Annotated in this window: 13 protein-coding genes and 1 tRNA gene; 2 read left to right on the forward strand and 12 right to left on the reverse strand. The window is 69.8% G+C overall.

Annotated elements, in window-relative coordinates; all coding sequences use genetic code 11:
- Positions 1 to 25: 25 nt before the first annotated feature.
- From ASG30_RS01360 to ASG30_RS01375, 4 genes are read right to left on the reverse strand one after another with little or no spacing between them, the layout of a single operon-like run.
- A complete protein-coding gene (locus ASG30_RS01360; RefSeq protein WP_055891447.1) occupies positions 26 to 844 on the reverse strand; it encodes an ATP-binding cassette domain-containing protein in 819 nt (272 codons plus the stop codon).
- Positions 841 to 1,836, reverse strand: coding sequence for an ABC transporter ATP-binding protein (locus tag ASG30_RS01365; RefSeq protein WP_055891450.1), 996 nt, complete (start codon positions 1,834 to 1,836; stop codon positions 841 to 843). Before ASG30_RS01365 ends, ASG30_RS01360 begins: the two co-directional genes overlap by 4 nt.
- A 5-nt stretch (positions 1,837 to 1,841) precedes the next feature.
- Positions 1,842 to 2,717, reverse strand: a complete 876-nt coding sequence (locus tag ASG30_RS01370) for an ABC transporter permease (RefSeq protein ID WP_055891453.1) — start codon at positions 2,715 to 2,717, stop codon at positions 1,842 to 1,844.
- Positions 2,714 to 3,664, reverse strand: a complete 951-nt coding sequence (locus tag ASG30_RS01375) for an ABC transporter permease (protein WP_055891456.1) — start codon at positions 3,662 to 3,664, stop codon at positions 2,714 to 2,716. Before ASG30_RS01375 ends, ASG30_RS01370 begins: the two co-directional genes overlap by 4 nt.
- Positions 3,665 to 3,721: 57 nt before the next feature.
- Between ASG30_RS01375 and ASG30_RS01380 the strand changes: the two genes are divergently transcribed.
- Positions 3,722 to 3,991 (forward strand): YfhL family 4Fe-4S dicluster ferredoxin, encoded by a 270-nt coding sequence (locus ASG30_RS01380; RefSeq protein WP_055891459.1) that lies wholly within the window; start codon positions 3,722 to 3,724, stop codon positions 3,989 to 3,991.
- A 4-nt stretch (positions 3,992 to 3,995) separates the two neighbouring features.
- Here the strand turns inward: ASG30_RS01380 and ASG30_RS01385 are convergent, their stop codons facing one another.
- The 8 genes from ASG30_RS01385 to ASG30_RS01420 all read right to left on the reverse strand — a co-directional run bounded on the left by ASG30_RS01385 (position 3,996) and on the right by ASG30_RS01420 (position 10,348).
- The gene (locus ASG30_RS01385; RefSeq protein WP_156385372.1) at positions 3,996 to 4,481 is read right to left on the reverse strand and encodes a hypothetical protein; all 486 of its coding nucleotides are present in this window, start codon (positions 4,479 to 4,481) and stop codon (positions 3,996 to 3,998) included.
- Positions 4,482 to 4,523: 42 nt separating this feature from the next.
- Positions 4,524 to 5,135 (reverse strand): aminoacyl-tRNA hydrolase, encoded by a 612-nt coding sequence (gene pth / locus ASG30_RS01390; protein ID WP_055891465.1) that lies wholly within the window; start codon positions 5,133 to 5,135, stop codon positions 4,524 to 4,526.
- An 84-nt stretch (positions 5,136 to 5,219) separates the two neighbouring features.
- Entirely contained in the window at positions 5,220 to 5,903 is a 684-nt protein-coding gene (locus ASG30_RS01395) for a 50S ribosomal protein L25/general stress protein Ctc (protein ID WP_055891466.1), read from the reverse strand.
- A gap of 86 nt (positions 5,904 to 5,989) precedes the next feature.
- Positions 5,990 to 6,967 carry a ribose-phosphate pyrophosphokinase gene (locus tag ASG30_RS01400; protein ID WP_055891469.1) on the reverse strand — a complete coding sequence of 326 codons (978 nt, stop codon included), beginning with the start codon at positions 6,965 to 6,967 and terminating at the stop codon, positions 5,990 to 5,992.
- Between the two features lie 104 nt (positions 6,968 to 7,071).
- Positions 7,072 to 7,148 (reverse strand) — tRNA-Gln (locus tag ASG30_RS01405).
- A gap of 20 nt (positions 7,149 to 7,168) precedes the next feature.
- The gene (gene ispE / locus ASG30_RS01410) at positions 7,169 to 8,038 is read right to left on the reverse strand and encodes a 4-(cytidine 5'-diphospho)-2-C-methyl-D-erythritol kinase (protein ID WP_055891472.1); all 870 of its coding nucleotides are present in this window, start codon (positions 8,036 to 8,038) and stop codon (positions 7,169 to 7,171) included.
- A gap of 4 nt (positions 8,039 to 8,042) precedes the next feature.
- Positions 8,043 to 8,540, reverse strand: coding sequence for a lipoprotein insertase outer membrane protein LolB (locus tag ASG30_RS01415; RefSeq protein ID WP_055891475.1), 498 nt, complete (start codon positions 8,538 to 8,540; stop codon positions 8,043 to 8,045).
- A complete protein-coding gene (locus ASG30_RS01420) occupies positions 8,537 to 10,348 on the reverse strand; it encodes a tetratricopeptide repeat protein (RefSeq protein ID WP_055891478.1) in 1,812 nt (603 codons plus the stop codon). The genes ASG30_RS01415 and ASG30_RS01420 overlap by 4 nt, the downstream gene beginning before the upstream one ends.
- Positions 10,349 to 10,387: 39 nt before the next feature.
- Here ASG30_RS01420 and mutM point away from each other — a divergent pair, with 39 nt between their 5' ends.
- The gene (mutM, locus tag ASG30_RS01425) at positions 10,388 to 11,203 is read left to right on the forward strand and encodes a bifunctional DNA-formamidopyrimidine glycosylase/DNA-(apurinic or apyrimidinic site) lyase (protein WP_055891482.1); all 816 of its coding nucleotides are present in this window, start codon (positions 10,388 to 10,390) and stop codon (positions 11,201 to 11,203) included.
- The last annotated feature ends 34 nt before the right edge of the window (positions 11,204 to 11,237 follow it).

Raw genomic sequence — 11,237 nt, forward strand, 5'->3', positions numbered from 1 at the left:
GCGCGGCAATGCAAGAGGGATTAGCTTATGTGCCGCGCGCTGTGCGCGCCGGCGGCTCGGCGCGCGGCACGGCATCCAGCAGGGCGCGCGTGTAGGGGTGTTCGGCGGCATGGAACAGCCGCTCGGGCGGCCCCTGCTCCACGATGCGTCCCTGCCAGAGCACCACGACGTCGTCGCAGAGGTGGTTCACCACCGCCAGGTCGTGGCTGATGAGCACGTAGGTGACGCCGAACTGCGCCTGCAGGTCCTGCATGAGGTTGAGCACCTGCGCCTGCACCGAGACGTCGAGCGCGCTCACCGGCTCGTCGGCCACGATCAGCTTGGGCCGGGTGACCAGCGCGCGCGCAATGGCGATGCGCTGGCGCTGGCCGCCGGAGAACTCGTGCGGGTACTTGCCCAGGTCGTTGGCGCGCAGGCCGACCGATGCCAGCACCTCGGTGGCCTGCCGTCGGCGCTCCTCGCGCGTGGTACCGCCCTGGGCCGCCAGCGGCTCGGTGACGATGCGCTCCACGGTCTGGCGCGGATCGAGCGAGCCGTAGGGGTCCTGGAACACCATCTGGAAATCGCGCCGCGCACGGCGCAGCTCTTCGGCGGGCAACGCGTGCAGGTCGCGGCCGGACATCAGCACGCGGCCCGAGGTGGGCGGGTCCAGCGCCATCACCAGCCGCGCCAGCGTGGACTTGCCCGAGCCCGACTCGCCGACGATGCCCAGGCTTCGCCCCGCGTTCACCGTGAAGCTGACGCCGTTGAGCGCCTGCACCATCGGCGGCGGGCCCAGCAGCTTCTCGCGCGGCATCGTGTAGTGCCGCACCAGGTCCTGCACCTGGAGCAGGGGCGCCGTCATGCCGCCACCGCCTGCTGCTTGTCGGCTGCCACTGCGTCCAGGCGGATGCAGCGCGCCAGGTGGTCCGGGCCCACCTCGTGGGGCGGCGGCACCGTCACCTGGCATTCGGGGACGGTGTAGCGGCAGCGGCCCGCGAACGGGCAACCCGGTGGCAGGTCCGCCAGTTCCGGCACGGTGCCGGGGATGGTGGTGAGGCGGCCGCCGCGCGCCGCGCCCAGCTTGGGGCGGGCGCCGAACAGGCCCAGCGTGTAGGGGTGGATCCGGTCGGCGAACACCTCGGCCGTCGGCCCGCTCTCGACCACCGATCCGCCGTACATCACCATCATCCGCGAGACGTTCTGCGCCACCACGCCCAGGTCGTGCGAGATCAGGATCAGGGCCATGCCCCGCTCGGCCACCAGGCCGCGCACCAGGTCCAGGATCTGCTGCTGGATGGTGACGTCCAGCGCGGTGGTCGGCTCGTCGGCGATCAGCAGGTCGGGGCCGCAGGCCAGGGCCATGGCGATGGTGATGCGCTGGCGCTGGCCGCCGGAGAACTGGTGGGGGTAGGCGTCGATGCGGCGCGCCGCGTCGGGGATGCCGACGCGGTCGAGAAGCGCGACGACTTCCTTGCGTGCGGCGGCGGTGGACAGGCCGCGGTGCAGCCGCAGCGGCTCGGCCACCTGCCGGCCGATGGTGTGCACCGGGTTCAGCGCCGTCATCGGCTCCTGGAAGATCATGCCGATGCGGTCGCCGCGCAGCTCGCACAGCTGCGACTCGGGCAGGCCGACCAGCTCGCGCCCGTCGAAGCGGATGCTGCCGCTCACGCGCGACTGGTCCGGCAGCAGGCCCAGCAGCGACATGGCGGTGATGGACTTGCCGCAGCCGGACTCGCCCACCAGGCCCAGGGTCTCGCCCCGCTGCAGCGTGAAGCTCACGTCGCGCACGGCACGCGCGGGACCGCGCTGCGTCTGCAGCACGATGTCGAGGTTGCGCACTTCGAGCAGGGCCATGGCGTTCAGCGCTTGCGGGCCAGGCGGGGGTCGAGCAGGTCGCGCAGGCCGTCGCCCAGCAGGTTCAGGCCCAGCACCGCCAGCGCGATGGCCACGCCGGGGAACACCGCCAGCAGCGGCGCCTGGAACATCAGGCTCTGCGCTTCGCTGAGCATGCGGCCCCAGGACGGCTGCGGCGGCTGCGTGCCCAGGCCCAGGTAGGAGAGGGCCGCCTCGGCCAGGATGGCGATGGCGAAGCGGATGGTGGCCTGCACGATCAGCACCGACAGGATGTTGGGCAGCACGTGCTCCATCGTGATGCTGAAACGGCCCTTGCCGCAGGCCCGCGCCGCCAGCACGAACTCGCGCGACCAGATGGCGTTGGCCGAGGCCCGCGTGATGCGCGCGAAGGTCGGGATGTTGTAGATGCCGATGGCGACGATGGCGATGACCATGCCCGGACCGAACACGGCCGTGAGCATGATGGCCGACAGGATGGCGGGGAAGGCGAAGCCGAAGTCGGCCAGCCGCATGATGAGTTCCTCGGTCCAGCCGCGGCGGGCGGACGCCAGCAGGCCGAGCGCTGTGCCGATCAGCAGCCCGATGCCCACGGCGACGACGCCCACGACGATGGACGCGCGGGCGCCCACCAGCAGCAGCGACAGCACGTCGCGCCCGTACGGGTCGGTGCCCAGCAGGTAGGCGCCGCCCGGCGGCTTCAGCTTGTCGGGGATGTTGACGTCGTAGGGGTCGTGCGGCGTCCACCCCAGCGACAGCGCGGCGGCGGCCGCCAGCAGCAGGGTCAGCAGCGCGCCCAGCACGAAACTGTGGTGGCGCAGCGCGCGCTTCCAGAAGGCGGGGCCTTGCGGGGGCGGCGCGACGGCCGCGGCGACGCCGTTCATATGTCGCTGGCCTTCACGCGCGGATCGATGGTGGCGTACAGCACGTCCACGATGAAGTTGACGATGACCACCATGGCGGCCAGCAGCATCACGCAGTTGCGCACCACGATCAGGTCCCGGTTGGAGATGGACTGGAAGATCAGCCGGCCCAGGCCCGGCAGGTAGAACACGCTCTCCACCACGATGGTGCCGGCCAGCAATTCCGCGAACTGCAGCCCCATCACCGTGATGACGGGGATCATGGCGTTGCGCAGCACGTGGCCCCAGAGCGTGGCGCGCTGGGACACGCCCTTGGCGCGCGCCGTGCGCACGAAATCCTCGCGCAGCACCTCCAGCACCGCCGAGCGCGTGATGCGGGCCAGGATGGCCGACTGCACCACGGCCAGCGAGAGCGCCGGCAGCAGCAGGGCCTGAAGCGCCGGCAGCACGCCTTCTTCCCAGCCGGGAAAGCCCCCCGCCGAGAACCACTGCAGGTGAACCGAGAACAGCAGGATCAGCAGGATGGCGAACCAGAAGTTCGGGATGGCGATGCCGACCTGCGAGGCCGCCATCACGCCGACGTCGCCCAGCTTGTTGTGGCGCGCGGCGGCGTAGATGCCGGCGGCCAGCGCGATCACGGCGGTCAGCGTCATCGCCAGCACCGCCAGCGGCACCGTGAGCGTCAGCCTCTCCAGCACCAGCTCCGACACCGGCGTGCTGTACGCGTAGCTGATGCCCAGGTCGCCGGTGAGCAGGCCCGCGACCCAGGAGAGATAGCGCTCGAAGGCGGGGCGGTCCAGGCCGAGCTTGGCGGCCAGCGCCTGTACCGCTTCGGGGGACGCGTCGGGCCCCATCAGGATCTGCGCGGCGTTGCCCGGCAGGATCTCCAGCACCAGGAAGACCACCACCGAGGCGCCCACCAACGTGGCGATCAGGGTGATCAGGCGCTTGAAGAGGAAGACGCTCATGAAGGCGGGGATAATGCCAGATCAGCCCGCAAGCAATTTCCAGGCAAGGACACCCACATGGCATTGATGATCACCGACGAGTGCATCAACTGCGACGTGTGCGAGCCCGAGTGCCCCAACCAGGCTATCTTCCTCGGCCCCGAGATCTACCAGATCGATCCGTCCAAGTGCACTGAATGCGTCGGCCACTTCGACCAGCCGCAGTGCGTGCAGGTCTGCCCGGTGGCCTGCATCCCCGTCGATCCCGCGCACACGGAAGACCGCGAGACGCTCTGGCAGAAGTACCGCCGGCTGACCGCGCAGGCGGCGCAGACCTCCAAACCCTGAGCAGTCAGCGGTCGGCGGATTTCGCCAATCGGCCGGCGGGTGCCGTTCTGGCGTCCTTGGATGCGTGAGTGGACGGGGCCTTGGCGCCGCTGGCCTTCCCCTCTTTCTTCGCACCCTTGTCCTTCTTCGGCGGCGCCGTGCCGGGGCCGGTGGCGGTGAAGACGTCCAGCTTTCGGGTGCCGGCCTTTTCTGGCCACTTGTGCGGCTCGGGCTTCTCCTGGGCCGAAGGCAGCGGCACGTAGATCTGTGCCGGCCGCGCCTCCTGCTTCAGGCGCTCCTTCTCCAGGCCGTCGGCCAGTTTCGCGTCGCGCTGCGCGGCGGCGGTCGCCTGCCGGCTCTCGTCGGTGCTGGGCCCGGACGGATCCGCCGCGATGGACTTGCCGCCGGCGCAGGGCTGGCTGCCGTAGCTGTCACCGCAACGGTAGATGGTCTGCGCCTGCGTGGCGGCCATGCCGCAGGCCAGCGCCAAGGGCGCCACAAGTGATCTCATGGAACGGGCTCCTCCCTGTGGATGCCCGCAGGTCGGGGGACTTCAGCCTGCTTCGGGCGGACGCGGCGGCTTGGGCCGCGGCGGTTTGCTGGTGTGGACGATCAGCGTCGCCTTGTCCATCTCGCCGGCCAGCAGCGCCGGCGCGGCTTTCAGCGTGCGATCGATGCACTCGTGGATGGCCTCGCGCTGCTCGGGCGCGGGCTTGCGCAGCACCCAGTCGACCACTTCGGACTTGACGCCGGGATGGCCGATGCCCAGGCGCAGCCGCCAGTAGTCGCCGGTGCCCAGCTGGGCGTGGATGTCGCGCAAGCCGTTGTGGCCGGCATGGCTGCCGCCCAGCTTGAGCTTGGCCTGGCCGGGGGTGACGTCGAGTTCGTCGTGCGCCACCAGGATCTCCTGCGGCGCGATCTTGAAGAACCGCGCCAGCGCCGCCACCGACTTGCCCGACACGTTCATGTAGGTCTGCGGCTCCAGCAGCCAGACCGGGCGGCCGTGCACAGTGCCGCGCGCCACCAGGCCGTGGTAGCCCTTGTCCATCGAGAGCTGGAGCTTGAGCTCGCGCGCGAGCGCGTCCACCCACCAGAAGCCCGCGTTGTGGCGGGTTCCCTCGTACTCCGTGCCCGGGTTCCCCAGGCCGACGAACAGCTTGATCATCGGGCGATGGTAAGTCCAAACATTCCAGGTTTCACCAATGGAAAGGCCCGCCGGAGCGGGCCTTCGTCCTTCAGGTGAAGGGGCTTACTTCTTGGCGGACTTGGCGGGCGCCGCCTTGGCATCGGCCTTGGCGGGAGCAGCCTTGGCCGGAGCGGCCTTGGCATCCGCGGCGGGCGCAGCGGCCGCACCCGGCTCGGCAGCTTCCTCGGCCACGGTGGCGACCACGGAGACCAGAACCGGGTCCTTCTTGCCGCCGGTCACGGCCGTCACGCCCTTGGGCAGCTTGATGTCGCTCAGGTGCAGCGACACGCCCTTCTTCAGGCCCGACAGGTCGACCTCGATGAACTCGGGCAGGTCGCCCGGGAAGCAGGAGATGTCCAGTTCGGTCATCACCGGGTTGACCACGCAGTGCTCGAACTTGACGGCCTGCGATTCCTCGGCGTTCACGTAGTGCAGCGGCACCTTCATGTGCAGCTTGGTCTTGGCGTCCACGCGCTGGAAGTCGATGTGCTGCACCAGCTGCTTGAACGGGTGCATCTGCACGTCGCGCAGCAGCACCTTGCTGGACTTGCCGGCCAGTTCCATCTCCAGGATGGTGGAGTGGAAGGCTTCCTTCTTCAGGGCGTGCCACAGCGCGTTGTGGTCCAGCTCGATGAGCTGCGGCTGGCCTTCGCCGCCGTAGACGATGCCGGGCGTCTTGCCGGTGTTGCGCAGACGGCGGCTCGCACCCGTACCCTGCTTGTTGCGCTCGAAAGCGACGAATTTCATGGACTTCTCCGTTGACGGGCCCACCGCGACCAGTGTGGCTCCGGGGTTGTGCGCGCGCCGGCCCCATGCCGGCGCACGCCATGGACTCAGAACAAGTTTTCCTGCTCCGAGAACAAACTCATCACCGACTCGCCCTTGGCGATGCGCTGGATCGTCTCGGCGATCAGCGGCGCCACGGTGAGCTGGCGAACCTTGCCGCAGCCGCGCGCGTCGTCCGACAGCGGGATGGTGTTGGTGACCACCACTTCGTCGAGCGCGCTGCCCTTGGCGATGCGATCGATGGCCGGGCCCGAGAAGATCGGGTGCGTGCAGTACGCGTAGACCTTCTTGGCACCGCGCGCCTTGAGCACCTCGGCCGCCTTCACCAGCGTGCCGGCCGTGTCGATCATGTCGTCCATGATCACGCAGTTGCGGCCGTCGATCTCGCCGATGACGTGCATCACTTCGCTGACGTTGGCGCGCGGGCGGCGCTTGTCGATGATGGCCAGGTCGGTGCCCAGCTGCTTGGCCAGCGCGCGGGCGCGCACCACGCCGCCCACGTCGGGCGACACCACGATTAGGTCTTCGTACTTCTTCGAGCGCACGTCGTGCAGCAGCACCGGCGAAGCGTAGATGTTGTCCACCGGGATGTCGAAGAAGCCCTGGATCTGGTCGGCGTGCAGGTCCATCGTCAGCACGCGCGAGACGCCCACGGTCTGCAGCAGGTTGGCCACCACCTTGGCCGAGATCGGCACCCGCGAGCTGCGCGGGCGGCGGTCCTGGCGGGCGTAGCCGAAATACGGGATGACGGCGCTGATCCGCTCGGCCGAGGCGCGCTTGAGCGCGTCGACCATGATCAGCAGCTCCATCAGGTTCTCGTTGGTCGGGGCGCAGGTGGACTGCACCACGAACACGTCACGGGCGCGCACGTTGGTGTTGATCTCGACCGTCACCTCGCCGTCGGAGAAGCGGCCGACGCTGGCCGCTCCGAGCGAGATGCCCAGGTGCTCAGCGATCTCGGCCGCCAGGCCGGGATTGGCGTTGCCGGTGAACACCATGAAGTCGGGATTGGATTGAGCCTGCATGTGCGGACCAGTGTTCGGGTCGTCAGACGCCATGTTTTCTCGTCGACCGGCCCAGGCCGCTCACGGCCCGGCGCCACAAAAAGTGATCTGACCCCGAAAGGTTTTGGCAGGGGAGGAAGGACTCGAACCCTCGCATGCCGGAATCAAAATCCGGTGCCTTAACCAACTTGGCGACTCCCCTACACGGGTTGACCACTGCAATCACTGGCCCACCGATGACTTGTCGCTGGAAGCCCAACCCGCCAAAGGATGGACTTCCAGATTGCTGCATTCCCGAATGCGCCAGCCCTGCCAGGGCGGTGGCGCCGCGGCGGCCGATTGACCGGCCGCCAGAGGCGCGAACACCGCACTGCCCGACCCGGTCATCCGACCCGGCAGGCCCTGCCGGGCCAGCCAATCCAGCGCTTCGCCCACTTGGGGACAAAGCTGCTGGGCCACGGGCTGCAGGTCGTTTCGACCGAACTGCAGCGGGTTTGCAGCAAAGCCCGAGATTATAGCAGCGGTGCTGTCACGTCGCAGCGCCGGGTCACGGAAGATCGCCGCGGTGTCCAGGCCCCGGGGTGGTTTGACCACCAGGAAGCGCCCGCGCGGGACCTCCACCGGGGTGATCCGCTCGCCTATTCCCTCGACCCAGGCGTTGCGTCCGCGCAGGAAGAAAGGGACGTCGGCGCCCAGCGCCAGGCCGATGCGTTCCAGCTCGTCGAGCGACAGGCCCGTGCGCCACAGTCGGTTGAGGGCGAGCAGGGTGGAGGCCGCGTCGGAGGAGCCGCCGCCCATGCCGGCCTGCGCCGGCAGGCGCTTGTCGAGCGTGATGTGGGCGCCGTTGGCAGCGCCGGTCGCCGCCTGCAGGGCACGCGCCGCGCGCAGCACCAGGTCGTCGGCCGGAACCGGCTCGCCAATGTCCTGCCGGCTCAAGGCGCCGTCAGGGCGCAGCTCGAAATGGAGGGTGTCCTGCCAGTCCAGCAGCATGAACACCGACTGCAGCAGGTGGTAGCCATCGTCGCGCCGCCCGACCACGTGCAGGAAGAGGTTGAGCTTGGCCGGCGCCGGCACGTCAAGGAGCGCTCGCATGGGCTCAGCGGTCCAGCACGACCCGCAGGTCGGCTTGCGGCGGCGGTTCCCGCCGCTGCGCGCGCAGGCGGCCGTCGGCCAACTGGGAGAGGTCGGCTTCCCAGCCGGGCACCGGCGTGTTCACGCCGGCCAGCCAGTCGAACAGTGCCGCCACCGGCAATGCGGCGCCGGCGGCCTGCTCGACCATCGCGTCGATCGAGGCGAACTGCTGGGGCGGCTGGCCGGGCGACTGCAGCTGCGCCAGGCCCGGCTGCCATTGCATGACCGCCACGGTGCCACCCAGCGGATTGAGCAGCGTCAGCTGCCCGGCCTGCGGACGTCCGCGCAACTCGAAGCCCGCCGAGAACGACTGCCCGGGCTGGTCCTGCACGGACAACGCGAGCCGGCCGGAGCGCACCTCGCCCGGCGCCACGCCATCCGCTGGCTGTCTGGGCAATTGGGCGCAGGCGGCGAGGAGGAGGGCCAGCAGCGCGACGCCAAGGCGGCCCGCCGCGAGGCTCATGGCTTGACGCGCAGGCGCTTGAGCGTTTCCTGCAGCGTCTCGTTCTCCGGATTGAGCTGCAGGCCTTCGCGCCAGATCGCCTGCGCCTTCTCGCGCTGGCCCGTGGTCCAGAGCACTTCGCCGAAATGCGCGGCGATCTCCGCGTCGGGCCGCTTCTTGTACGCCGTCTCCAGGATGCGCAGGGCCTCGTCGCGGTTGCCCAGGCGGAATTCGACCCAGCCCAGGCTGTCGCTGATGTAGGGGTCGCCCGGCGCGAACTCCAGCGCCTTCTGGATCAGCTGCTTGGCTTCGGGCAGACGCAGGTTTCGCTCGGCCAGCGAATAGCCCAGGGCGTTGTAGGCGTGGTGGTAGTCGGGCCGCGCGGCGATGACCTGCCGCAGCAGCCTCTCCATCTCCGGCACGTTGTTCAGCTTCTCGGCCATCATGGCCTGGTCGTAGAGCAGGTCGACGTCGCGCGGGTCCTTGGCTGCCGCCTGCGACAGCAGGTCGAAAGCCGCGCGGTACTGCTTCTGGTCGCGCAGCAGCTGCACCTCGGCCGACACCTTGATCTTGGCGTCGCCCGGCGAACGCTCCGGCAGCGCGCGGATCAGCTTGCGGGCTTCGTCCAGCTTGCCCTGCCGCGCCAGGATGGAAGCGCGGCGGTTCTGCGTGGCCACCATGTCCTGCGTGCTGTCGATGCGGTCCAGCCAGGCCGTGGCGCCGGCGAAGTCGCGGCGCTTCTCGGCGATCTGCGACAGCGACAGGTAGGCCTGCGCCAGGCCGCGGCTGCGCTCCTGGCCACTGCGCTGGGTCTGCGCCAGCTCGACGTAGCGCTTGAGCGTGGCTTCCGCCGGGCTGAGCTGGTTCTCCTGGACCTGCAGGGTGCCCAGGGCCAGCCAGGCTTCGGCCAGGTCGGGCTTCTCGGCGGTGACCAGCTGCAGTTGCTGCGAGGCTTCCGTGTAGCGCGAGGCGTCCAGCAGCGCGCGGGCGTAGCCCATGCGGATCTCGGGCAGGCCCTTGCCATCGAGGTAGGTGCGCACGATCGGCTCGGCCTGCGGCACGCGCGGGTCCATCAGTTCCAGCGCGAGCAGCGCGGGCGCCTCGGACCGCGCATTGGCCGCCTGGCCGCGCCGGGCCGCTTCCAATGCTCCCGTCGTGTCACCCGCCGCCAGCCGGACGCGGCCCAGGCTCGACCAGGCCGAGGCGGCATGCGCGGGGTTGGACAGCATGTCGGCCAGCGCATGCTCGACGACGCCGACCGCCTGCTTCTTGTCGCTGACGCGGGCGTACAGGCGCGGGATGGAGCTCAGGGCCGCATTGCGTTCGGCCGGTTCGGCCAAGGCCAGCTCGGTGCGCAGCGGCTCGATGCTCTCGCTGACCTGGTTGAGCGCCAGCAGGATCTGGAGCACGAAGCGATTGGCTTCGCGTGACTGGGGGTGGGCCTGCTTCCAGGCGCGGGCGGCCTGCAGCGCCGCATCGCCGGCGCGGTTCTGGAAAGCGATCTCCACCGCGCGCTGGTAAAGGGCAGGGTCGTTGGTCTTGCGGGCTGCGTCGAGGACCAGCGAGAAGCCCGCGGCGGACTCGTCGCCACGCGCGTTGAGCTCGCCCAGCAGCAGCTGGTAGAAAAGCTCGGCATCGAGGTTGCTGACGCCCGTCGATTGCAAGGCAGGCGCGGCTGGAGAAGCCGCGGCGGTAGGGGAAGCCGGGGCGGTAGGGGGAGCCGGTGCGGAAGGCGAAGCCGGAGCGGCGGGCGCGATCTGCGCGCAGCCCGACGTCGCCAAGGCCAACGACAGCAGCGTGCCCAGGGCCGCTCGGGTGCTGGAATTCATCCGAACCATAATAATCCAACCCCCCTCGCACGCCGCCCGATGCCCGAATTACCCGAAGTCGAGGTCACCCGACTGAGTTTTGCCGATCGGATCGCGGGGGCGCGCATCGAACAGGTGCGGCTCGGCAAACCCCTGCGCTGGCCCCTGGGCTGCCCGCCCGCCGAACTGGTCGGCCGCCAGGTGCAGGCGGTGCGCCGCCGCGGCAAGTACCTGCTGCTGGACCTCGATCGCGGCCTGCTGCTGCTGCACCTGGGCATGTCGGGCAGCCTGAACTTCGCGCCGTCCCAGCCGCCACCGGGCACGCACGACCACTTCGACCTGGTCACCACCCGCGGCGTGCTGCGCCTCAATGACCCGCGCCGCTTCGGCGCGGTGGTGCACGTGGAGGAGGAGCAGGCGCCCGGGGCGGTCAAGCTGCTCGGCGCGCTGGGCGTGGAGCCGCTGGAGGAGGGCTTCGATCCCGAAGCCTTCCACGCCGGCCTGCGCAGGCGCAAGGCGCCGATCAAGCAGGTGCTGCTGGCCGGCGACCTGGTGGTGGGCGTGGGCAACATCTATGCGTCCGAGGCGCTGTTCCTCGCCGGCATCCGCCCGACCCTGAGCGCGGCCCGCATCAGCCGGCCGCGGGCGTTGCGCCTGCACGGGGCAATCCGCGACGTCCTGGCGCGGGCGGTGGCCCAGGGGGGGAGCACCTTGCGCGACTTCTCCAATGCCCAGGGCGAGTCGGGCTACTTCCAGCTCGAGGCCATGGTGTACGGACGGACCGGCCAGCCTTGCCGTGTGTGCGGCACCACGATCCGCAGCCTGCGCCAAGGGCAAAGGGCTACTTTTTACTGCCCCACCTGCCAGAAGACGTGAAGGCCTCCACGGGTGCGGGTTATATTCAAGCGCG

The organism is Ramlibacter sp. Leaf400, from assembly GCF_001424545.1.
In the GTDB taxonomy this organism is placed as follows: Bacteria; Pseudomonadota; Gammaproteobacteria; order Burkholderiales; family Burkholderiaceae_C; genus Ramlibacter.